Source organism: Bacillus sp. JJ1609, from assembly GCF_036967045.1.
Taxonomy (GTDB): Bacteria; Bacillota; Bacilli; order Bacillales; family Cytobacillaceae; genus Mesobacillus.
The window spans coordinates 251,288-272,799 of the sequence record NZ_JBALSS010000024.1 but is presented as its reverse complement, the minus strand read 5'-3'; the positions used below and the strand labels follow the sequence as shown (position 1 = coordinate 272,799).

Sequence of the window (21,512 nt, the reverse complement as noted above, 5' to 3'; positions counted from 1 at the left end):
AAGACTAAATACCATAAGAAGTGACGTGTGAATTAGCACACGTCACTTTCTTTATTTATAAGTTATTTCACTTCTACTTTTCTTCCTTCGCGCGCAGAATTCCTAACAGCATCTAATACCTTTTGAGTTGAATATCCGTCTTCAAAATCGGCAAGATAGGGGTGTTTCTTTCCGGAAACCAGGGTTGCATGGAGTGCATCTAAAGCCCTTTGGAAGCCATTATAGTACCTTGCTGCAACCTGAGGCATGCTTGAAGGTGCTTCTATATCAGGTACTAATTCAACTTCTTCAAAAAGGGTATCTCCAGCTGATAGCAGAACCTTTTTGTCGTCGAGCATAACAAGTGTGCCTTCCGTACCGAATAGTTCAAGTCGCCATGTGTTTTCAGTTTGGAGTGCCGCGGAAATTAGCTCAACCGTTACAGTAGTTCCATTTTCCAGAGTGCCAATGATCTGGAATGCATCATCAGCTGTCCTCAGTTCTTTATTTCCGTTATTATCGGTCTGTATAGGAATATGGATTGGCAACTGGCCAAACACTTCTTTAAATGTACTGTCCAACCACCATTGGAGAGAATCAATCATATGGGAGCCAAGTGCACCAAGCATTCCTCCACCATTTTCTTCCTGTCCCAGCCAGCCTCGAGGTTTTGAAATAAGTGCTGTATAATTAGCGAAGGAGCACAGGTAGCGGACATGCAATACCTTCCCAAGTCTGCCGCTTTCTAAGATTTCTTTTACCTTTGTTCGTGCCGGCAGGAAGCGGAATTCATGGTTGATAAGCCCACATTTTCCTGCATGATCTCTTTCTGCAATCATTTCTTTCGTTTCTTCCGTATCCAAAGCCATGGGCTTTTCACAAACTACGTGAACGCCCTTACCGTAAGCAGCAACTGCCATTTCCTTATGTAAATTTACTGCAGAAGCAACAACTACTAAATCTAGAGTTTCCTGTTCGAGCATCTGCTGCCAGTCAGTATATACTTTATCTATTCCACTGACATTCCGTGCCTCTCCGATATTGCCCCTTGATACACTTGAAATTGCCACAACATGGAATCCCTCATGGTGATTCATCATAGGAGCATGAACCTTGGCACCAAAACCTGTCCCAATTATACCTACTTTAAATTTTTCCAAAATTACCAGCCCCTTGTTGGTGAATAGTTTAATTTTAATTCCAGCAGGGGATAATTGTAAATTTTTTAGTCTGTTATTGTGTATTTAGGGGAAATCATATCGAAAAGGCTCAGATTATAAACCTGAGCCTTTTTGTGCCGTATTATTTTGATGGGTTTTCATCTTCTTTTTTATTATCTTCTATATAGCTATCTTCCTCTTTGTAAGGGATATCTCCAAGCTGCGACTCCATGCCGGCCTCATCGAGCATATCTTCATACTCTTCCTCCGTTTCACTTTTGAAGACCTGTCGATCGCTGCCATCCATATCTGTGGCGCTGAAAGTCTCATAATCTTCAGTGAAACCTCCTTCTTTCTCGTTATCAATGTACAGTTTATTATAGTCCTTATGATCGCCTGTAAAATCTGCCGGGGTTTCAGAAGTACCGAATTCCGCAACATCATTAAAGCTGTTTCTATTATCAGCCATTTCTTCGTTTTGTCTGCGATCGAAGTCTGTGTTGTGAGTCTGTTCGAGAATATCCTCTTCGGAAGGCCTGTCAGTGGACAAGTTTTGTTCCTGTGAATGCTCTACGCAGTATAATGTATAAGGGACTGCTTCAAGTCGTTCAAACGGAATTTCTTTTCCGCATTCTGCACACTTTCCATAAGTGCCCTCATCAATCGCTTTCAGGGCATTATCGATTTTTTCAATCTGAGCTTCATGGTGCTCATCCATTGCAAAGTTCTTCGTGCGTTCAAATAATTCTGTCCCACTGTCAGCCGGATGGTTATCGTAGGAAGATAATTCACCTGTTGCTTCGCGCTGGCTCCCATCCAGATAGCCGTCCTCGCTGTTTCCTTCAATTTGGGTATTCAACATTTCTTTTTCATCTATAAGTGTTTGTTTTAATCCGTTAAGTTGTTCATTTGTCAGCATATTTACACATCCTTAGGTTTCATTTGTATGAAATGATTCATACGTACTAAATACCCGCTTGGACTTTTAAGAAACATAGAAAAAGCTTCCGCCAAAGGCAGAAGCTTCTCATGTCTTATACTAACCCGATGAATATCCCGATAGACAACAGGAATCCAAAAATTGTGTTTGTCTGTGCAGTTGCTGCCATTGCCGGCATCATTTGCAATGGATTTGATTTACCAATGAAACCTTTTGTAGCCTTAATTGCTTTAGGAATGCTGAGGGCAACCAGTGCAAGCCATGGTGAAACAACTCCCGCAATAATCAGCCCGATAACCCAGCCATAAGAAACGATGAACATTCCCGCAAGCAGCCTGATTGCTCCTTTTCGACCAAGGAGGATTGCCAATGTCTTGCGGCCAAATTCCTTGTCACCATCAAGGTCACGGATATTATTTGCTAGAAGGATTGCTCCCACAAGCAGGAAGCTTGGCACTGAGACGAGTACACTTGTTTCTGTTATCGTACCCGTCTGAATGTAAAACGAAATCAGAATGATCAGCACACCCATGAAAAAGCCTGCGACAAGCTCACCAAATGGTGTATAAGCAATTGGCAGCGGGCCGCCAGTGTAGAGATATCCAGCAGCAAGAGAGATGACCCCGACAGCAGCAACCCACCAGCTGCTGTTCATGCAGATATATACACCAAGAAGGACTGAGATTCCGTAAAGGCTGAAAGCCAGATTTAAAACTGTTTTAGGCTTAATGCCGTGGCGGACAATCGCTCCACCAATCCCAATTGAATTCTCGTTATCAAGCCCACGTACATAATCGTAATATTCATTGAACATATTGGTAGCGGCCTGGATCAGCAAGCTCGCAATCAGCATTGCCAGAAACAATCCCCAATGGATACCGTTTGTTTCTATAGCTAAAGCAGTGCCCAGTAAAACGGGGGCAAATGCAGCTGTAAGTGTATGGGGGCGTGTAAGCTGCCACCAAACTCTCCAGTCAGAGCCAGTCACTGATGGTGAAGAACTAGGCTGTAGCTGTGGTTGCATATCTAATTCTCTCCCTTAATATCAATATATCAAACCTAATTATTTTATCTAAATGAGCCAAATTTGTCAAAAAGGTATTTAACATCTAGGCAAAATTGCCTTACAATAATAAGTGTAGATTTTCACATATGCACTGTCAATTAGTATTTTCGTGTTTTATATGGAAGATTTTGTTGGAGACACTGCTTTGTTGGTTTTAATATTGGAAGGCTTGGATAAATAGTCGGTATAATTGAAAAGTTAATGATGTTATGAAAGAAAAGATGTCACAACGATCGGGAGCAGGAAAACAACAATCTTTGTTGTGAAAACCTTTTGAAAAATGTGTTTAATATATAATAAGGAAAACACTAGTTTTGTGCAGTTTGACATTATTGACATACTTATTTATGAGGTGTATCTTAAAATAAGCTTTTAAACGTGTGATAACAGATGAGAGGCTGTTATTGGGGGGATTTTTTTGGTTGCCATTCAAGAAACGGAACTAAGACAGGGAATTCTTGATGCGATTGAGCGGGCCAAAGGACTATCTCGGTCTATACTGGTCAGTGAAGTCCATAAAATAGATAATATAGATCCTTTTTATTTTTTTGCTACAGGAAGGGATAAATTCTTAGGAGAACGCTTTTTCTGGAAGGATCCTGAAGGTGACTTCGTCATTGCTGGTTTGGGAATATGCGGGCAAATACAGTCGGATCAGGATGCTGACCGCTTTTTTCATGTTGAAAAAGAGTGGAAGCGCTTCACGGAAAATGCACTTGTCTATAATAATCATAAGGTAAACGGTACAGGCCCATTGTTGTTTGGCGGTTTTTCTTTCGATCCGCTGAAAGAGAAGACTGCTTTATGGTCCAAGTTTTCAGGTGCTCTTTTCCATTTGCCGAAATACATGCTGACCATCATCAAAGGTGATGCATACTTTACAACCAATTTAGTCTGCACTCAGCATGATGAATTATCATTATTTGATAAAATCATGAAAGAGCGTCAGGAAGTTCTTTCCCTATCAAACCAAAAGCCTGTTCTGGCAAAACTGGATATTAAAGATATTGTTGAGATTAATCCAGAAGCGTGGAAAGAAACGATTACGGATGTTGTTCATGATTTAGGTGAGAGCGAGCTGAAAAAAGTTGTTCTTGCAAGGGAGCTCCGTCTTCATTTTACTGATGTCATCCAGGCGGAAAGCGTCCTTGAGAATCTGCTTGATGAGCAAAGAGACAGCTTTACTTTCGCCTTTGAATCAAATGGCGACTGCTTTATCGGGGCTTCCCCAGAAAGACTGGTAAAGAAGGATGGGGCAAGCCTGTTTTCGGCGTGCCTTGCAGGGTCGATTGGCAGAGGCGCTACGCCAGAGGAAGATAAGAAACTGGGCGATGAGCTCCTAAATGACCAAAAGAATTTAATCGAACATCAATATGTTGTCGATATGATCAAGGCAGCTATGCAGGAAACATGTGATGAGGTCATTCTGCCGGATCAGCCTGAATTGATGAAAATGAAATATATCCAGCATTTATATACACCTGTAATCGGGAAAAACCGTGAAGGTACTTCTTTACTGCATTTGGTGAATAGGCTGCATCCTACGCCTGCTCTCGGCGGACTGCCTAAACAGGCTGCAGTGGAAAAGATCAGAGAAGTGGAACAGCTCGACCGCGGTCTGTACGCTGCTCCGCTAGGCTGGATGGATTATCGCGGCAATGGGGAGTTCGCCGTTGCGATTCGATCAGGACTCATTCAGGGAAATGAAGCATCATTGTTTGCGGGCTGTGGAATTGTAGCGGATTCCAATGCAGAAAGTGAATATAAAGAGACTAGCATCAAGTTCCGTCCGATGCTTGCAGCACTTGGAGGGGAAAAATCATGAGCCACCAGGAAGGTTTAACAGCATATATCGCAGCTTTCGTAGCTGAGTTGTCTAAAACAGGAGTGAAGGATGTTGTCATCAGCCCTGGATCGAGATCGACTCCAATGGCACTGGTGATGTCTGAGCATCCTGATTTACGTATCCATGTGCATGTGGATGAACGTTCAGCTTCATTCTTTGCACTGGGGATTGCTAAAGCGACAAGCAGGCCTGTAGCGCTTCTATGCACTTCAGGTACAGCGGCAGCCAATTATTATCCTGCTGTTATCGAAGCGAGCATTTCTCGCGTTCCATTGATCGTTTTGACTGCAGACCGCCCTCATGAACTTCGGGATGTTGGAGCACCGCAGGCGATAGATCAGATTCACCTATATGGAAAGAATGTAAAATGGTTCGTTGAAATGGCGCCGCCGGAAAAAACAGATGAAATGATCCGTTACGCACGGACAGTATGTGCAAGGGCTGCAGCAACAGCTTCAAGCTATCCAGCAGGACCTGTCCACTTGAACTTCCCGTTCAGAGAGCCGCTGATTCCAATAATAGATGAGGGATTATTTGAAGTGGCTGAACGTTCTGGAGGATATGTTGACATGCATACAGGGCATTTGAGCCTGTCGGATGAGGTCTTTGAAAAAATAAGTGAGGATTTCTCATCGTATCGCAAGGGAATCATTGTTTGCGGCCAAATCGATAGCAGCGAGTTTGCCGAGGAAGTGATTAGCCTGGCTGATCAGCTGAAGTTCCCGATTGTCGCTGATCCTCTTTCCCAGCTTCGGAGCGGGGAACATGATAGCAGCTATATAATCGATGCCTATGATGCATTTTTAAGGAATGAGGATGCCAAGGAATCATTGAAGCCTGATTTGATCATCCGCTTTGGAGCTATGCCGATTTCGAAAGCATTGACCATTTTTATAAAAGAAAACCGAAATGCCCGCCAAGTTGTAATTGATGGCGGCGCAGGCTGGCGGGAGCCATCGATGGTTGCTTCTGACATGTTATATTGTGACGAAACGGTTTTTTGCAGGAAGATGCGCAACTCTATCGGATCTGCTAACGATTCAGCATATCTTGAGACATGGCGTGCCGCAAATAACATTGCCAAGGAACAATTGTCCACCGTTTCAGAGGTGGAAGAATTAAGTGAAGGAAAGCTATTCCATCAGCTTGCTGAGATGCTTCCGGAAGGCTCAACGCTTTTTGTCGGCAACAGTATGCCAATCCGTGACCTTGATTCATTCTTCTTTTTCAATGAAAAGAAGATCAAAGTGATGGCAAACAGAGGAGCAAATGGCATTGATGGGATTGTTTCGACAGCACTTGGGGTGGCAAGCGTTTCGCAGCCATGCTATCTCGTGCTTGGAGATCTTACTTTTTACCATGACCTGAATGGATTAATGGCAGCTAAAATGTATAACCTAAACATCAATATTTTATTGATTAATAATAATGGCGGCGGAATTTTTTCATTTCTTCCGCAAGCAAATGAGCCGAAGCATTTTGAAAGGCTGTTTGGCACACCACTGGATCTTGATTTTAGCCATGTTGTCGAAATGTATAACGGGAAATTTGATGTAATAAAAGACTGGGATCATTTTGCAAAGGTTTTCGTTCAAAATCAAAATATAAGTGGTTTGAAAGTGGTGGAAATCCAGACAATGAGGGATCGAAACCTGACTGAACATCGAGATTTGTGGAAATCTGTTTCCCGGGAAATAACTTTAATGCTAAAAGGTGACAATCAATGAAAACCATGATAAACGGCGTCCGATATAATGTCGAGAAGTGCGGAGATGGTTTTCCACTGCTGTTGCTTCATGGTTTTACAGGCGCGGCTTCTACATGGAAGCCGTTTTGTCCTATATGGGGAAAACACTCCCTTCAGTTGATGGTGGATTTGATTGGTCATGGTCAAACAGACTCGCCTGAAATGGCAGACAGATACGATATCGTGAGGGCCGCAAATGATCTGAAGGTTCTCCTGGATGAGATGGGAATCGAGAAAACGGATTTGTTAGGGTACTCAATGGGTGGGCGAGTGGCCATTACCTTTGCCAGCCTCTTTCCTGAAATGGTGAGGAAACTGGTGCTGGAAAGTACGACCCCTGGACTAAAAAATGAATCGGAGAAGAATGCTAGAATTCAGCAGGACTACAATCTAGCCTCAAAGATAGAAGAGGGAGGATTGGAAAACTTCATTGATTATTGGGAATCGATTCCGCTCTTTCAATCACAATTGAATTTGCCTGCCAAAGTAAGGGAACAAATAAGGAGTCAAAGGCTCCAAAATAACCTCGTCGGCCTCGCTAACAGCCTGAGTGGGATGGGGACCGGGGCGCAGCCTTCATGGTGGGACAAGCTGCCGGGCTTTAATTTTGAAACATTACTGGTAACAGGGACAATGGATACAAAGTTCTGTAACATTGCAGAAGAAATGGCTTCAAAGCTTCCAAATGCCAAGCATTTGTCGATAAAAGATTGCGGCCATGCAATTCATGTGGAAGAACCTGAAAAATTTGGTACAATAGTAAGTGAGTTTTTGTCGAATACATAAATAGGAGGTTGTCTTGATGACAGTAGAATGGGTTTCAGAACGCAAGTATGAAGATATTCTTTATGAAACATATAATGGTATCGCTAAAATTACCATTAATCGCCCAGAAGTGCGCAATGCATTCCGTCCAAAAACGGTAATGGAACTGATTGATGCTTTTGCTTATGCACGTGATGATTCCAGCGTTGGAGTTATTGTTCTAACAGGTGCTGGAGATGATGCATTCTGTTCAGGAGGAGACCAAAAGGTACGCGGACATGGCGGGTATGTTGGTGAAGACCAGATCCCTCGTTTGAATGTTCTTGATCTTCAGCGTTTAATCCGTGTTATTCCCAAGCCGGTTATTGCTCAGGTAAAAGGCTATGCAATCGGCGGCGGACATGTCCTTCACGTTGTATGCGATTTAACGATTGCAGCTGACAATGCGATTTTTGGACAGACTGGACCTAAAGTAGGAAGCTTCGATGCTGGTTATGGTTCTGGCTATCTAGCAAGAATCGTTGGCCATAAAAAAGCACGCGAAATCTGGTTCCTTTGCCGCCAGTACAATGCTCAGGAAGCACTTGATATGGGCCTTGTAAATACGGTTGTGCCTCTTGACCAGGTTGAAGAAGAAACAATCAAGTGGTGTGAAGAAATCCTTGAAAAGAGCCCTACAGCACTCCGCTTCCTGAAAGCAGCAATGAATGCTGATACAGATGGACTTGCTGGCCTTCAGCAGTTGGCAGGCGACGCAACCTTGCTTTATTACACAACTGACGAAGCAAAGGAAGGACGCGATTCTTTCAAAGAAAAGCGCAAACCAGACTTTGGCCAGTTCCCAAGGTTCCCTTGATTCTTTGTCTATTTTAAACGTAATAAAAAACAGCTTGATGGATATCCCATCAGGCTGTTTTCGTATAAATGCACTTGTGATAAGCAAATCTATCGTCCTGTATGTAGTAAATATGCAAAGCTTGTGAGTAAGTGAAATCAAAGAGGTGGTAGCAAAATGGGAGAATCGATCCCAAACTGGCTGAAAAAACGGTCAGAGTTGACTCCTGATCGTGAAGCATTAATTTTTGAAGGACATACATATTCGTTTAAAGAAGTTTTTGAAAAGGCGAAGGAGATTACCGGAAAGCTTGCTGCCCTTGGTTTGGCTACTGGATCTACAGCAGCTGTACTCTTTTCTAATCAGGCAGATTCAGCAATTATTTTATATGCATTGCAAATGGCTGGAGTCCGTACGGTTATTCTGAACAATCGTCTTACAGCCGAGGAATTATCATGGCAGCTGAAAGACTCAGCAGCAGATTTGCTCCTTTATGAAGAGGGTTTTACGCCTAAAGCTGATTCCATTAACATTAATTTGCGATCAATCAGTACAGATGAGCTCAATCAGATAGAAAGCGCGGATCTGGTCATCCTCGAGGAATTCGACCTGCATGATGTCACAACGATTATGTATACGTCTGGAACAACGGGTAATCCGAAGGGCGTCATGCAGACATACGGAAATCATTGGTGGAGTGCGACAGCATCAGCTCTTAATCTCGGCTTACATGAACAGGATAAATGGCTTTGTACTGTGCCGATCTTCCATATCAGCGGATACTCTATTTTAATGAGAAGCCAGATTTATGGTATGGCAGTGATTCTCCACAACACTTTTGATGAACGAAAGGCTATAGAAGATATTCACAGAGAAAAAATTACGGTGATGTCGGTCGTCAGTACCATGCTTAGGAGAATCCTAAATGAGCTGGGCGGGGAAAAGCTGCCTGAAAGCTTCAGGTGCATGCTGCTTGGGGGCGGACCAGCACCTCTTCCAATGCTCGAGAACTGTCTTGAAAAGCAGATTCCTGTATTTCAAACTTACGGCATGACAGAAACATCCTCACAGTTCGCAACGCTGTCACCAGAATACAGCATTGAACGGTTAGGTTCAGCAGGTAAAGCATTATTTCCGAACCAGATTATGATTGTTGACCAGGATGGGAATGAAGTTCCTCCTCGAGCTGAAGGAGAAATCATCGTCAAAGGGCCGAATGTTACGATTGGCTATCTTAACAGAGATGATGAAACAGCAGAAAAGATTCGTAATCAATGGCTATATACAGGAGATATCGGCTATTTGGACAATGATGGATTTCTCTATGTCCTTGATCGTCGTTCGGATTTGATTATTTCAGGCGGTGAAAACATTTACCCTGCTGAGATTGAAGGTGTACTGCTTTCTCATCAAAGTGTTGCGGATGCAGGTGTGATCGGAGCAGAGGATGAGCAATGGGGACAGGTTCCGGTTGCGTTTATTGTTAAGAAGGATGGATTTGAAATTTTAGAGCAAGAATTACTCGAGCTTTGCCGGCACAAGCTTGCAAAGTATAAGCTTCCGAAAAAAATCATCATTGTCGACAGCCTGCCCAGGAATGCAGCAAAAAAATTGTTAAGGCGAAAGCTGCGGGAGTGGCTGGAATTGGAGCGGCCATGAATATTAAGTCAGTCAAGTTATCTTTGATAAAAATGCCATTGAAACAGCCATTTGCAACCCATTTAGGCACAGTAGACGAAAGGGAAGCAATGATCGTTGAAGTGGAAGGAAATGATGGTGTCAGCGGTTACGGTGAAGGAGTTGCCTTTTCCTCGCCTTGGTATACAGAAGAAACAGTTCAGACATCCTGGCATGTACTTAAGGATTTTATCATCCCCCTAATCAAGAAAAAAGGGATTGCCCATGCTGAGGAAGCCTTTGCTTTGTTCAGTTCAATCAGAAGAAACCATATGGCAAAGGCGGCGATTGAAACAGCCTTATGGGATCTGCAGGCAAAGCGGGAAAGTAAGCCATTATCAAAGTTGATTGGCGGGACGGTCGACACCATTCCTTCTGGAGTTGTCGTTGGAAATCCTAATTTGTCTGCTGCGATCACTCAGATAGAAAGCTATTTAGAAAAGGGCTATAATCGTGTAAAAGTGAAAATCAGCCCGGAAAATGACATTCAGTATATCGCAGGGCTTCGAAAGAAGTTTCCGGATTTGCCATTAATGGCTGATGCGAACTCCGCCTATACATTAGAAGATGTAGAGCGCCTTAAGGCTCTCGATGAATATGGGCTGCTGATGATTGAGCAGCCACTTGAATATGATGATATTGTTGACCATGCAAAGCTCCAGTCACAAATTTCAACGCCAATTTGTCTTGATGAAAGCATCGTAACCTTTGATGATGCAAGAAAAGCAGTCGAGTTAGGAAGCTGCAAAGTAATTAATATAAAAATTGGACGGGTTGGCGGTTTACGAGAAGCAAAGAGGATCCATGATTTTTGTGCAGTGAAGGAGATTCCTGTCTGGGTCGGCGGTATGATCGAATTCGGAATTTCGCGAGCCCATAATCTTGCCCTGGCAACCTTGCCTGGTTTCACAATTCCAGGAGATATTTCAGGTTCTGACCGATATTGGGAAGAAGATATTATTGATCCTGAAATTAAAGTCAATGGCGGTTTCATTAATTTGCCGGATCGTCCGGGAATTGGTTTTGAACTTAACAGGAAGCGCCTGAAGGAAGTAACGATTTTCGAAGAAAAAATTATATTTTAGGATAACAGCACTGTTTTTTACGGTGCTGTGTTTTATTTAAAATTAGCCCTAATTAACTATTTTGCGATAGTGTGATTTGCATCACTTACTCTCTACTTTTAATTTTATATAATCACTATGGGAATGAGGTTAACACCTCTGCAAAATTGATTTAGACATAAGGGAGTGTATGGAATGCTAAACGCAAAAACGATTGAAATCATCAAATCTACCGTACCTGTACTAGAAGTTCATGGTGAACAAATCACGACTGTTTTTTACAAAACTATGTTCGAAAACCACCCAGAACTTCTTAATATTTTTAACCATGCTAATCAAAAGCAGGGCAGACAGCAAAGGGCATTGGCTGGGACTGTTTATGCCGCTGCAAAATATATAGACAACCTAGAAGCAATCCTTCCGGTTGTAAATCAAATCGCACATAAGCACCGCAGCTTAGGAATCAAGCCGGAGCATTATCCAATCGTAGGGAAGCATTTGCTGCTTGCAATCAAAGAAGTGCTTGGCGAAGCAGCAACGGATGAAATTATCAATGCCTGGGCAGAAGCATATGGTGTGATTGCAGACGCCTTTATTTCTGTGGAAGCGGAAATGTATGATGCTGCTGCGAATCAAATAGGCGGCTGGGATGGTTTCCGTCCATTCATTGTGGCTAACAAGATTGAGGAAAGTGAAGTCATCACTTCATTCTACCTAAAGCCAGTTGATGGAACAGCAATCGCTGATTTTAAACCTGGACAGTATATCAGCGTTAAGCTTGAGGTCGAAGGAGAAGAGTTTACGCATATCCGCCAGTACAGCCTGTCTGATGCACCAGGAAAAGGCTACTACCGTATCAGTGTGAAAAAAGAAACTGGTCTGCAAACTCCAGACGGCAAGGTATCCAATTATCTGCACAGCAATGTGGAGGAAGGAGAAATCCTGAATATTAGTGCTCCAGCGGGCGATTTCTTCCTGGATAGTGAGAAAAAGTCACCAGTTGTGCTGCTTAGCGGCGGTGTGGGCTTGACTCCAATGGTCAGCATGCTGAACACTGTGGCAAATCTTCAGCCGGAAAGAGAAGTGACTTTCGTCCATGCGGCTGCAAATGGAAAGGTCCATGCGTTAAAGGATGAAGTTGCAGCAACAGCTGAAAAAGCAAAAGTAAATTCATTCGTATTCTATGATGCACCGACAGAAGAAGATCGCCTGAACAACAGCTTCGACGCAGTAGGATATGTAACGAAGGAATGGCTGCAGGAAAATGTGAATCTTGATCAAGCAGATTTTTACTTCTGTGGACCAGTTCCATTCATGAAATCGGTTAACGCTTCCTTAAAAGAGCTTGGAGTTACTGATGATCGAATTCACTTCGAATTCTTTGGGCCAATGGCAAGCCTTGAAGCATAAAAAAGAAGGAAACACCCCTGCAATAGGGGTGTTTTTTGTCTTTTTTTAGATTGAGCTACTCTAATGGCTCAAACGTATGGCAGTCGGTTTCCCTGGTGCTGTCCGCTGTTTCGCCGGTATGGCTGACAACGTATATTTGATCTGCACTGCAACGATTGCCGTTCTTCCAATATTGACAGTTATTTACCTCACATAATACATCCTTCGCCATGTTGTACCACTCCTTTTTTGGTTGATACAACATTAGCATGCAGATTTCACTGCATGCCTATTCGAGCTAAAAATAGGCAGTAAATCAGGATTGTTCTTTTACTTTTTTCTGTCTTAAATATCGCTTATCCTGCATGAAAAGACTCCAGAAGTAGATGAACCCAGGGAAAAGAATCAGGAAACCGACGATATATGTCGTAAACACGGCCCTAAAGGAATTAGGATCAGTGAACGCTGACTGGATGGTAACCTCTGGATACACGATATAGGGCAGATGTGCTTTTCCGTAAACATAACTTGCCGCAAGATATTGAAGGGTAATCATGATAACCGCCAGTCTAGGCATGCCTCGCAGCTTTTTCTTGCCGATGGATGGTAAAACAAGGGCAAATCCGCCGATTATGAACATTACCACAGAAGCAACCAAGATGTTAAGATCTTCCATCATTTTCGTGTAAATCCATTGTGCTTCATTTCTTAATGTAAGCATGATTGAAAAAGCCATCATGAGCGATATTGGCCCAAGAATTAACGCATCCCTCCGATATACATAATAAGCAGAGATTTCATCGGATGCTTTAGAATAATCCGCAAGCAGGAGGGAGGAAAGGAACAAGGTGCTGCTGACGGCGAATCCAATAAAGGCATATTCATTTGGGCTGCTGAACAGTCTGACCAGATTTAAGTTCTGGGAACCATCAGCAAAATCGACGAACCCGCCATGAGTGATCGGCAAAACGCTAATTAACAAGCCGGGTATGAGGATGCCGCATATTCCAGAAATATAAGTGAGCACCTTGCGATAATCTTCCGCTATGTTTGAAAAAACAAGGAAAGCACTTCTGACAGACAGCAGCAGCAAAATCATGCTTCCAGGAATCAGCAGCACAGTTCCTAGCGTGTAAGCTGCCTTTGGAAACATACTATACACAGCGACAACGAGAGCAACAATGAAAGTATTGGTTACTTCCCATGTTGGCGACAAATAGCGGTTGGCGATATTCGTTGCCTTTGTCTTCGTTTTATTGATGTAAATCATCGACCAGAAGCCTGCTCCGAAATCCATCGTTGCCATCACGGCATAAATAAAAACGAATCCCCATAAGACGGTTATGGCAGTAAGAGCATCAGTCACATCTTTTCAACCCTTTCACGTGTTTGACCCATACAGAGGAATCTCCTTTTGATGTGCTCTGTTTAGATCATCCGCGACTGTATTTTTACGAAAATAGTAGCGAAGGACGATAATCTCCATAACACCAAGCAATACATACACTGCGGCAAATAGCACAAACAGGATGCCCAGATTTGTCGCTGTTGTTGCTGAATCCTCAGTCGTTAAGACATGGTAAATATTCCACGGCTGTCTTCCGGTACAGGCAAAAATCCAGCCGAATTCAATTCCGAGTATCGCAAGCGGACCTGATAATACAAATAACAACATTAAAAAGCGAGGGAACTTCTCTTTTTTCAATAGCTTATTCCAGGCAAACGCAATCATGGAGAGAGTAATCAGCAGCATCCCAACACCGACCATTGCGTTAAATAAAGTATGGATGAAGAGCGGAGGCCAATGTTCTTCCGGGAAGTCATTAAGCCCTTTCACTTCTGTCTCAAATGAATTTCCTGCAAGGAAGCTTAGGGCCCAGGGAATCTCAATTCCCCATTTTACGGATTCCGTCTCCCTGTCTGTGATTCCGCCGATTGCCAGAGGAGCGTATTTTTGCGTTTCAAAAAGTCCTTCTGCTCCCGCGAGCTTTTCAGGCTGGTATTCGTGCAGGTATTGAGCAGCCGCGTGGCCATTAACGGCTGTCAGGATGGAAAAGACACCGCCAATCATCAAGCTTGCCATCAATGCTTTATGATGAAACTTGTACAGCTTTGAACCGAAATCTGTTTTCAGCATCTTATAGGCCGCAACGGTGGCAATGATAAAGGCTCCTGTCATATAAGCGGTAAAAACGACATGAACAGCGGTTACTCCAAAGCTTGGATTGAAGAATGCAGCCCATGGGTCAATGTCAACAAGCTCACCGTTTTCGATCCTGAATCCAGCAGGAGTCCCCTGGAACGCGTGGACGTTAGTAATAAGCACTGCAGAAGCAAGGGCCCCAAGTGCTACAAGTGAAAGGCTGACAATCCGCATCCACGGAGCAATTCGATCTGCAGCATAAACGTATATGGACATAAATAAGGCTTCAACGAAAAAAGCATAAATTTCAATTTGGAAGGGCAATGCCATTACCCTCCCAATGACCTCCATAAAACCAGGCCATAAGAGCGAAAGCTGCACCCCGGCGATTGTACCAGTAGGAATGCCGACTCCAAGAGTGACAGCGAATGCCTTCGTCCATCTTTTAGCCATGACCGCATAATCAACGTCTTTCGTTCTTTGGTATAACAGCTCAGCAGCAAGAATCATCAACGGCAGTCCCACACCTATAGTTGCGTTAATGATATGGAAACCCATCGTGGTTCCAAACAGTGAGCGTGCGATTAATATATCATCCATCGTTCATCTTCCTTTCGCATTTATGCATTTCACTATTTTCTTCATTACTCGGAAAAATATGTAATCAATTCCATTTAAGACAATAAAAAAACCTCCCAAAAAGGGAGGCTTTCACAAATTATTCATTTAATGCTTTCTTTAATGTCGCAATATTGTCTTCCATCAATGTAAAGTACGTATCTTTGTTTTTTATGTTTTCATCCGTTAGTACTGCAAGGTTATGAAGAGTCATCGATTTTGCGTCTAGTTCCTCCTGGACCATCTTCGCCAGTTTGGATTCAAAGTTTTGTTCCTTTAAAACATATATTATCTTTTCGTCTTTAGCGTGAGCTATTAATTTTTGAAGTTCCTTTTGTGACGGCTCATTCGTCGTTGAAAGTCCAGAGATGCTAATTTGATCAATGCCGTATCGTTTCTCCCAATAGCTGTATGCTGAGTGGGCTACGATGATTTCTTTCCGTTTTGCCGAATCAACAACATCGGCAAATTGCTGGTCAAGAGCTTTAAGTCTGCCTGATAGCTCTGAGTAATTTTTTTCAAAAGTTTCTTTTTGCTCTGGCATTTGTTCTGCCAATTGATTTTTAATAACTAAAGCTAGTTCATTTGCGTAAATTGGATCAAGCCAGACATGCGGATCGACATCGCCATGTCCGTGACCATCTTGGCTGCCATTTTCGTGGCTGTCATGGTCTTCAGTTGCAGCTTCATCTTCATGGCCGGCTTCCTCTAAATGTAATTCTTCGCCAACAGGCACCATTTTGACATCTTCATTCTCCAAAGTTTTGCTGGCTTTATCAACAAACCCCTCAAGCCCAAGTCCAACGTATAAAAATAAGTCTGCATCAGCGAGCGCCATCATATCCTTTTGCGAAGGTTCAAATGTGTGCTCATCAGATCCAGGCGGATAAATGGTTTCAACATTGACATACTCACCGCCAATTTGTTCAGCAAAATATTGAAGCGGGTAAACAGTTGTATAAACCTGCAGCAGGTTTCCATTTTCCTTTTTTGAATCTGTCGACTCTTTTCCGCAGCCGCTTAAAAAAGTGCCGAGGATGATGAATATGGAAAAAATTAAAGCAGTTCTTTTCATTATTAAAGCCCCCTGATTATTAAAACGGACTCATTACGATTTAGAAACGGAGTTTTTAGCAATATTAGTTTACTAATTCAAGTGTGAATTTATTAATTCGTAATGGTTACGATTTACCCTTTGTATCTTACAAAATGTTTGAAGTAAATGCAAGTAAAAAATTTGGGGTAGAGGACGGTTTGCGGTATCCTATAAATGAGAGAATTTTTTTAAAGGAGTAGTTATGATGAAAATGCTTGAAGAAATCCTAACGTATAATGAAAAATTCGTAGCAGAAAAGAAATATGAAGAGTTTACCACCACGAAATTCCCGAATAAAAAAATGGTGATTTTAACATGCATGGACACAAGATTAGTTGAACTTTTGCCAAGAGCTTTGAATCTCAAGAATGGAGACGTGAAAATCGTGAAGAATGCCGGTGCACTGATCATGCATCCATTTGGCAGTATCATGAGGAGCTTGCTGGTGGCTGTATATCAGCTTAAGGCTGAAGAGGTTGCCATCATTGGTCACTACGATTGTGGAATGAGCGGGATGAAGCCCGATGTAGTCATTGATGAAATGAAAAAACGAGGTGTTTCAGAAGAAACATTTGGTACGTTAAATTATTCAGGAATAGATGTAACAGAATGGCTGCATGGCTTCGACAATGTAAAGGACAGTGTTTCTCATAGTGTTGATATCGTCAAAAACCATCCATTAATGCCCAAAGACATACCAGTCCATGGACTGGTAATCGATCCGGCAACTGGCAGGCTGGATCAGGTCATCAATGGTTATGAGGCTTAATCTTCTTCCTTGACGGCCATTCATCCGGGACTGGATCCATTCCGCCTGGATGGAATGGCTGGCATTTCAGGATGCGGACAATCGTAAGCCATCCGCCTTTTACAGGGCCGAATCTCTTGATTGACTCGAGGCCGTAATGGGAACAGGTAGGATAGAAGCGGCAGGTTGGCGGTTTTAATGGTGAAATGACAACCTGATAAAATCGGATTATACCGATCAAGGCTTTTTTTAGCATCGTTATGCTCCTTTCTTATGGAGAAACATATCATATTTTCTGCGAACAGTCTAAAAGGAGCTGATACCAGCTCCTTTAATTATTTTTACCTTCAGTTTCATCTGCTGGCGCTTTGGAAGCTTCTGGATTGATGCTGTTTTGATCTACTGATTCGGCAGGGTCGACGGTATGTTTAAATTTATAGGCTTTAGATGTAGTCACAACGCTTAACACCAAAACGATGATGACGATGATGACTGAGATCATTAAAACTGTATACATAAAAATGCCTCCTTTGCTTCAAAATTATTGTAGCATGTTCTTTTCTGCCATAGGAAAAAAGTTGCTGGTTCTATGTTTTTAATTGTGGCGGCAGGGGAATATACAAGCATGAGGAGGATGAACTATTATGGCAAAAAAAGATGTTATTTCAGCAGTTAATCAGCAGGTAGCAAACTGGACTGTCCTGTACACTAAACTTCACAACTATCATTGGTATGTGAAAGGACGTCACTTCTTTACTCTGCATGTGAAATTTGAAGAGTTATATAATGAAGCAGGCATGATCATAGATGAGTTTGCTGAAAGAATCCTTGCTCTTGAAGGAAAGCCAGTGGCAACCCTAAAAGAATGTCTGGAAATGTCTTCAATCAAAGAAGCAAAAGGGAATGAAAAGGAAGAAGACATGGTAAGCCAATTGCATGACGATTTCTCGAATCTAGTGGAAGAACTTCAGCAAGGCATCGAAGTTGCTGAACAGGAAGAGGACTCAGCTACAGCCGACATGCTGACTGAAGTTAAAAAGAGCCTTCGTAAGCATATGTGGATGTTCAAGGCTTATCTTGGATAAAAATAAAACTGGCCATTTGGCCAGTTTTTTGTGTTTATTTTTCTGAAATGCCTGTGTAAAAGCCCATTGTTATTCTTAAGTACTCTGATTGAAGCAGAAGGTGAATAATTGGAGCCGAAATTAGCAGGTAAGTTAGAAGAGCCTAAAAAAAAACCGGCTGGGAGCCGGCTGCGTATGTATGGTCTATTACAAGATAAGGTCAATGAATATTGCGTGAGGGATATGAGTTGACTGAACGAGCCCCGAAATCATCCTGAGCAAACTTTCCTTTTAAGCTCTCGATTAAATAAAGGCCCATCAAATCATAAAGCTCCTGCTTATCGAGGTCTTGTATAATTTTTAACAAGTCTTCGCGGCTCATTTCCTCAAGAAAGGCAAAAGCCAGCATATCAATATCCTCTTCATCACCGGTCAATTTGTTGCGATATAGCTCGTATAGCTCATCAATAAGTTTCAATTCATTTCACCTCTCATTCTTTCGTCCCTAACATTTGTGTCTTATATTATTAAATACCCTCGAAAGGAAAAAATATGCCTTAAAATTGAAGTATTTTCCTGAGGATCAATCCTTCATCTATCTCTGTATTTGGTTTTCATTTTAACATAATACCAGCTTGAAAAGTAATCAGCGGACTGAAAAAATAAATAATTTTTAAGTTATTCAGTATAAACAAATATGCAGGCAGGGAACGATATCCATGAGGTGAGCCACATGCCAGAAGGCAAAAAAACGTACTATATAAATATTAGTGAAGGTGAAATTTCGAGCGTATCGACTGCCTCTCCATGGAATTTTAAAATTGAAGCTAGTGACGAAGAAATAACAGGGTTAAGAGAGATTTTTGAACAAAGCTATTCGACTGGATGGCAGGATTTCATGAGATCGCATGTGCCATATGTTCAATATCATTATGACAGAGAAAATGACGCTTTGGACAGACTCCTGGTTCAAGCATATGGAATGATCTACAAGCTCGGGGACGAAGAAGCAAAGAAGCATATAGAAAGCATGGGAATCCTTCCCGAAGAATAGAAGCTCATGTGGCCGCAGGCAATAGCCTGCGGTTTATTCATTTTGTTTCACCCCTCGGGCATTATTCCTTATAATATAGACATGTTATAGTCGGGAGAGATTATATAATGGAGAACTTTACAGATGTGAATGGAGTGGAAGTCACCCTTGCTTTCGAGGAAAACGTCTTTGATAAAAGACCAAGACATATCCTTGTAATTTGCAGATATAACGATGAATGGCTGCTGACCAGGCACAGCAATAGAGGGCTTGAGTTTCCTGGCGGAAAAGTAGAGGAAGGGGAAACCCTTGAAGATGCTGCCCGCCGTGAGGTTATCGAGGAAACAGGTGCCATATTAGGGAACCTTGTCAGCATTGGAGAATACAAGGTAGCCGATTTAGCAGAATCTTTTGTAAAGCGGATTTTCTATGGCGAAGTAGTAGAACTTGTCCTTCAGGATGATTACCTTGAAACAGCAGGACCCGTCCTGGTAAACGGAGATCTGCTTACTGAAAGGATGAAGGATGAATACAGTTTTATTATGAAAGATCATGTGGTAAAAAGGAGCCTGGAGTTTTTAGAGGAGAAGTTTGATTTGAAATAAGTGAAGGGGTATTACTTGAGCATTGGCGTTTTTTAAAAAAGGTGAATGTTAATTTTTAGCACCTGACGCCCCACTGAAAGCGAGTGCCTCGAGTGGAAATCAACAGTCTAATTTAATATTGCCAAATAACAAAACCGGACAGAGCTGCCCGGTTGTTTAGTTACTGGTTATTTTTAATAAGCCTTTTTTCCAGCAGCTCGACAAGCTGATACATAAGTGTTGCGAATACGGCTATGACGAACAGAGACAGGAATACTAACGTGAAGTTGAAAACTTGAAAACCGTAGATAATCATATATCCAAGCCCTCGCGCGGAGACCAGAAATTCTCCGACAATGACCCCTACCCATGAAAGTCCGACGTTGACCTTCAGAGTTGAAATGATGGTCGGGAACGAGGCAGGCAGGATCGCTTCACGGAAGCAGTGTGTTCTCGTTGCTCCGAATGTCTGCAATACCTTCAAGTAATTGGGATCGACTTCTTTAAATGCAGTATAAACAACAATTGTGGTAATAATGATTGAGATAATCGCACCCATTGCCACGATGGAGGATAAGTTAGTGCCGAGGGCTACGATTAATATCGGGCCAAGTGCTACTTTGGGCATTGAGTTGAGCACGACCAGATATGGATCCAAAATTTTTGAAAGAATGGGTGACCACCACAAAAGCGCTGCAAGAACAGTACCCATTAGCGTTCCGAGGATAAAGCCCAAAACAGTTTCTGCCAGTGTTACCCCAATGTTCACTGCAAGTGATCCATCCAGTGTTTTCTCGATAAGCAAGTTCCAGATCTTTGAGGGAGAGCTGAAAAGGAGTGGATCAATCCACTTATATTGACTAGCTGCTTCCCAGCAAGCGAAGAAAGCAACAAATATTAGAAGCTGATAAATACGTACGATATTTTTTTCACGCCGTATATCTTTTAAATATTGCTTGTGAAGGAGTTCAGTATTCTTCTGGTTCAAGGGATTCCAACTCCTTCCATATCAGCTGGAATAATTCATTGTATAAAGGGTGGTTCCTTGCTTCAAACGGCCGAAGAGTTCGTAACTCTTCTGGAATGGTGAAGGTTTTGTGCAATCTGCCTGGCCGAGGTGAGAATAGAAAGATTCTGTCGCTCATCGCTATCGCTTCCCCAATATCATGAGTTACAAGGATTGCAGTTTTCTCAAATGCTTTGAAAGTACTTGCGACCAGATCCTCTAGCTTTAGTTTTGTTTGGTAATCCAATGCGGAAAAAGGTTCATCAAGCATGAGCAGCTTTGGCTCCGTCGCTAGTGTCCTGACTAGGGCCACACGCTGGCGCATTCCGCCTGAAAGCTGTTTAGGATAGAGGGATTCGACGTTACCTAATCCCATTTGCCCCAGCAGGTTCAAGACGTCTTTTTTTCTGGATTCATTTAATGTGCCGCTTATTTTCAAGCCGAGAAAGATGTTTTCTTCGATCGTCTTCCATGGAAACAAATAATCCTGCTGCAACATATAGCCTGTTTTTTCAGCAGCATCCTTAACTGATTTTCCTTCAAGTGCGATCTGACCATCTGTCGGTTCAATCAGCCCTGCAATGATTGAGAGCAGCGTTGTTTTGCCGCAGCCGCTCGGACCCAGGAAGGAGACAAATTCCCCTTCCTGGACATCGAGTGAAATATCATTCAATGCAGTGACAGCAGAAGTTTTTGTAAAATATGTGTGATGGATTCCCCTTAATGTCAAAAAGTCCATTTGGCTGCAACCT

Annotated in this window: 23 protein-coding genes; 11 read left to right on the top strand and 12 right to left on the bottom strand. The window is 42.5% G+C overall.

Going from position 1 to position 21,512, the window contains the following annotated elements; all coding sequences use genetic code 11:
- Positions 1-62 precede the first annotated feature (62 nt).
- From V7654_RS17710 to V7654_RS17700, 3 genes are all read right to left on the bottom strand, one after another.
- Positions 63-1,139 (bottom strand): Gfo/Idh/MocA family protein, encoded by a 1,077-nt coding sequence (locus V7654_RS17710; RefSeq protein WP_335432008.1) that lies wholly within the window; start codon positions 1,137-1,139, stop codon positions 63-65.
- A 142-nt stretch (positions 1,140-1,281) separates the two neighbouring features.
- On the bottom strand, positions 1,282-2,058 hold the full coding sequence (locus V7654_RS17705) for a TraR/DksA C4-type zinc finger protein (protein WP_335432007.1): 777 nt from the start codon (positions 2,056-2,058) through the stop codon (positions 1,282-1,284).
- A 115-nt stretch (positions 2,059-2,173) separates the two neighbouring features.
- Positions 2,174-3,103, bottom strand: coding sequence for a 1,4-dihydroxy-2-naphthoate polyprenyltransferase (locus tag V7654_RS17700; protein WP_335432006.1), 930 nt, complete (start codon positions 3,101-3,103; stop codon positions 2,174-2,176).
- 460 nt (positions 3,104-3,563) lie between these two features.
- Here V7654_RS17700 and V7654_RS17695 point away from each other — a divergent pair, with 460 nt between their 5' ends.
- From V7654_RS17695 to hmpA, 7 genes are all read left to right on the top strand, one after another.
- Positions 3,564-4,970: an isochorismate synthase gene (locus tag V7654_RS17695; RefSeq protein WP_335432005.1), complete on the top strand. Its 1,407-nt coding sequence runs from the start codon at positions 3,564-3,566 to the stop codon at positions 4,968-4,970.
- Positions 4,967-6,718, top strand: coding sequence for a 2-succinyl-5-enolpyruvyl-6-hydroxy-3-cyclohexene-1-carboxylic-acid synthase (menD, locus tag V7654_RS17690; RefSeq protein WP_335432004.1), 1,752 nt, complete (start codon positions 4,967-4,969; stop codon positions 6,716-6,718). Before V7654_RS17695 ends, menD begins: the two co-directional genes overlap by 4 nt.
- Complete coding sequence (menH, locus tag V7654_RS17685) at positions 6,715-7,524, top strand: 2-succinyl-6-hydroxy-2,4-cyclohexadiene-1-carboxylate synthase (RefSeq protein ID WP_335432003.1); 810 nt, start codon at positions 6,715-6,717, stop codon at positions 7,522-7,524. Before menD ends, menH begins: the two co-directional genes overlap by 4 nt.
- Before the next feature lie 16 nt (positions 7,525-7,540).
- A complete protein-coding gene (gene menB, locus V7654_RS17680; RefSeq protein ID WP_335432001.1) occupies positions 7,541-8,359 on the top strand; it encodes a 1,4-dihydroxy-2-naphthoyl-CoA synthase in 819 nt (272 codons plus the stop codon).
- Positions 8,360-8,515: 156 nt separating this feature from the next.
- On the top strand, positions 8,516-9,997 hold the full coding sequence (locus tag V7654_RS17675) for an o-succinylbenzoate--CoA ligase (RefSeq protein WP_335432000.1): 1,482 nt from the start codon (positions 8,516-8,518) through the stop codon (positions 9,995-9,997).
- A complete protein-coding gene (gene menC, locus V7654_RS17670) occupies positions 9,994-11,100 on the top strand; it encodes an o-succinylbenzoate synthase (RefSeq protein WP_335431999.1) in 1,107 nt (368 codons plus the stop codon). The genes V7654_RS17675 and menC overlap by 4 nt, the downstream gene beginning before the upstream one ends.
- A 174-nt stretch (positions 11,101-11,274) precedes the next feature.
- Complete coding sequence (gene hmpA / locus V7654_RS17665; RefSeq protein WP_335431998.1) at positions 11,275-12,489, top strand: NO-inducible flavohemoprotein; 1,215 nt, start codon at positions 11,275-11,277, stop codon at positions 12,487-12,489.
- Positions 12,490-12,544: 55 nt separating this feature from the next.
- Here hmpA and V7654_RS17660 read toward each other — a convergent pair whose 3' ends face one another.
- The 4 genes from V7654_RS17660 to V7654_RS17645 all read right to left on the bottom strand — a co-directional run bounded on the left by V7654_RS17660 (position 12,545) and on the right by V7654_RS17645 (position 16,304).
- Entirely contained in the window at positions 12,545-12,700 is a 156-nt protein-coding gene (locus V7654_RS17660) for a DUF1540 domain-containing protein (RefSeq protein WP_335431997.1), read from the bottom strand.
- 84 nt (positions 12,701-12,784) lie between these two features.
- The gene (locus V7654_RS17655; RefSeq protein WP_335431996.1) at positions 12,785-13,834 is read right to left on the bottom strand and encodes a cytochrome d ubiquinol oxidase subunit II; all 1,050 of its coding nucleotides are present in this window, start codon (positions 13,832-13,834) and stop codon (positions 12,785-12,787) included.
- Between the two features lie 15 nt (positions 13,835-13,849).
- Positions 13,850-15,211 carry a cytochrome ubiquinol oxidase subunit I gene (locus V7654_RS17650; protein WP_335431995.1) on the bottom strand — a complete coding sequence of 454 codons (1,362 nt, stop codon included), beginning with the start codon at positions 15,209-15,211 and terminating at the stop codon, positions 13,850-13,852.
- A 118-nt stretch (positions 15,212-15,329) separates the two neighbouring features.
- Positions 15,330-16,304: a metal ABC transporter solute-binding protein, Zn/Mn family gene (locus tag V7654_RS17645; RefSeq protein WP_335431994.1), complete on the bottom strand. Its 975-nt coding sequence runs from the start codon at positions 16,302-16,304 to the stop codon at positions 15,330-15,332.
- Positions 16,305-16,530: 226 nt separating this feature from the next.
- On the opposite strand from V7654_RS17645, the gene V7654_RS17640 reads away from it, so the two are divergent.
- Entirely contained in the window at positions 16,531-17,094 is a 564-nt protein-coding gene (locus V7654_RS17640) for a beta-class carbonic anhydrase (protein WP_335431993.1), read from the top strand.
- On the opposite strand, the gene yidD is transcribed toward V7654_RS17640, so the two are convergent.
- Both yidD and ytzI read right to left on the bottom strand, forming a co-directional pair.
- Positions 17,075-17,329, bottom strand: coding sequence for a membrane protein insertion efficiency factor YidD (gene yidD, locus V7654_RS17635; RefSeq protein WP_335431992.1), 255 nt, complete (start codon positions 17,327-17,329; stop codon positions 17,075-17,077). The two genes, V7654_RS17640 and yidD, sit on opposite strands and share 20 nt — an antisense overlap.
- A 75-nt stretch (positions 17,330-17,404) precedes the next feature.
- Entirely contained in the window at positions 17,405-17,590 is a 186-nt protein-coding gene (gene ytzI, locus V7654_RS17630; RefSeq protein ID WP_335431991.1) for a YtzI protein, read from the bottom strand.
- Positions 17,591-17,717: 127 nt separating this feature from the next.
- Here ytzI and V7654_RS17625 point away from each other — a divergent pair, with 127 nt between their 5' ends.
- Positions 17,718-18,158, top strand: coding sequence for a Dps family protein (locus tag V7654_RS17625; RefSeq protein WP_335431990.1), 441 nt, complete (start codon positions 17,718-17,720; stop codon positions 18,156-18,158).
- 199 nt (positions 18,159-18,357) lie between these two features.
- On the opposite strand, the gene V7654_RS17620 is transcribed toward V7654_RS17625, so the two are convergent.
- Positions 18,358-18,615 (bottom strand): DUF6154 family protein, encoded by a 258-nt coding sequence (locus V7654_RS17620; RefSeq protein ID WP_207500925.1) that lies wholly within the window; start codon positions 18,613-18,615, stop codon positions 18,358-18,360.
- A 255-nt stretch (positions 18,616-18,870) separates the two neighbouring features.
- Here V7654_RS17620 and V7654_RS17615 point away from each other — a divergent pair, with 255 nt between their 5' ends.
- Positions 18,871-19,191 carry a hydrolase gene (locus V7654_RS17615; protein ID WP_335431989.1) on the top strand — a complete coding sequence of 107 codons (321 nt, stop codon included), beginning with the start codon at positions 18,871-18,873 and terminating at the stop codon, positions 19,189-19,191.
- 107 nt (positions 19,192-19,298) lie between these two features.
- The gene (ytkD, locus tag V7654_RS17610; RefSeq protein ID WP_335431988.1) at positions 19,299-19,775 is read left to right on the top strand and encodes an RNA deprotection pyrophosphohydrolase; all 477 of its coding nucleotides are present in this window, start codon (positions 19,299-19,301) and stop codon (positions 19,773-19,775) included.
- A 160-nt stretch (positions 19,776-19,935) separates the two neighbouring features.
- On the opposite strand, the gene V7654_RS17605 is transcribed toward ytkD, so the two are convergent.
- Positions 19,936-20,742: an ABC transporter permease gene (locus tag V7654_RS17605; protein ID WP_335431987.1), complete on the bottom strand. Its 807-nt coding sequence runs from the start codon at positions 20,740-20,742 to the stop codon at positions 19,936-19,938.
- The gene (locus V7654_RS17600; RefSeq protein ID WP_335431986.1) at positions 20,723-21,499 is read right to left on the bottom strand and encodes an ABC transporter ATP-binding protein; all 777 of its coding nucleotides are present in this window, start codon (positions 21,497-21,499) and stop codon (positions 20,723-20,725) included. The genes V7654_RS17605 and V7654_RS17600 overlap by 20 nt, the downstream gene beginning before the upstream one ends.
- Positions 21,500-21,512 lie beyond the last annotated feature (13 nt).

What these genes read in the sequence shown, in the direction of transcription:
- hmpA (WP_335431998.1), top strand. Translation starts at nt 11,275, where the DNA reads ATGCTAAACGCAAAAACGATTGAAATCATCAAATCTACCGTACCTGTA.
- yidD (WP_335431992.1), bottom strand. Translation starts at nt 17,329, where the DNA reads ATGCTAAAAAAAGCCTTGATCGGTATAATCCGATTTTATCAGGTTGTC.
- V7654_RS17700 (WP_335432006.1), bottom strand. Translation starts at nt 3,103, where the DNA reads ATGCAACCACAGCTACAGCCTAGTTCTTCACCATCAGTGACTGGCTCT.
- ytzI (WP_335431991.1), bottom strand. Translation starts at nt 17,590, where the DNA reads ATGTATACAGTTTTAATGATCTCAGTCATCATCGTCATCATCGTTTTG.
- V7654_RS17675 (WP_335432000.1), top strand. Translation starts at nt 8,516, where the DNA reads ATGGGAGAATCGATCCCAAACTGGCTGAAAAAACGGTCAGAGTTGACT.
- ytkD (WP_335431988.1), top strand. Translation starts at nt 19,299, where the DNA reads ATGGAGAACTTTACAGATGTGAATGGAGTGGAAGTCACCCTTGCTTTC.
- V7654_RS17650 (WP_335431995.1), bottom strand. Translation starts at nt 15,211, where the DNA reads ATGGATGATATATTAATCGCACGCTCACTGTTTGGAACCACGATGGGT.
- V7654_RS17705 (WP_335432007.1), bottom strand. Translation starts at nt 2,058, where the DNA reads ATGCTGACAAATGAACAACTTAACGGATTAAAACAAACACTTATAGAT.
- V7654_RS17645 (WP_335431994.1), bottom strand. Translation starts at nt 16,304, where the DNA reads ATGAAAAGAACTGCTTTAATTTTTTCCATATTCATCATCCTCGGCACT.
- menC (WP_335431999.1), top strand. Translation starts at nt 9,994, where the DNA reads ATGAATATTAAGTCAGTCAAGTTATCTTTGATAAAAATGCCATTGAAA.
- menD (WP_335432004.1), top strand. Translation starts at nt 4,967, where the DNA reads ATGAGCCACCAGGAAGGTTTAACAGCATATATCGCAGCTTTCGTAGCT.
- V7654_RS17660 (WP_335431997.1), bottom strand. Translation starts at nt 12,700, where the DNA reads ATGGCGAAGGATGTATTATGTGAGGTAAATAACTGTCAATATTGGAAG.
- menH (WP_335432003.1), top strand. Translation starts at nt 6,715, where the DNA reads ATGAAAACCATGATAAACGGCGTCCGATATAATGTCGAGAAGTGCGGA.
- V7654_RS17625 (WP_335431990.1), top strand. Translation starts at nt 17,718, where the DNA reads ATGGCAAAAAAAGATGTTATTTCAGCAGTTAATCAGCAGGTAGCAAAC.
- V7654_RS17640 (WP_335431993.1), top strand. Translation starts at nt 16,531, where the DNA reads ATGAAAATGCTTGAAGAAATCCTAACGTATAATGAAAAATTCGTAGCA.
- V7654_RS17615 (WP_335431989.1), top strand. Translation starts at nt 18,871, where the DNA reads ATGCCAGAAGGCAAAAAAACGTACTATATAAATATTAGTGAAGGTGAA.
- menB (WP_335432001.1), top strand. Translation starts at nt 7,541, where the DNA reads ATGACAGTAGAATGGGTTTCAGAACGCAAGTATGAAGATATTCTTTAT.
- V7654_RS17600 (WP_335431986.1), bottom strand. Translation starts at nt 21,499, where the DNA reads ATGGACTTTTTGACATTAAGGGGAATCCATCACACATATTTTACAAAA.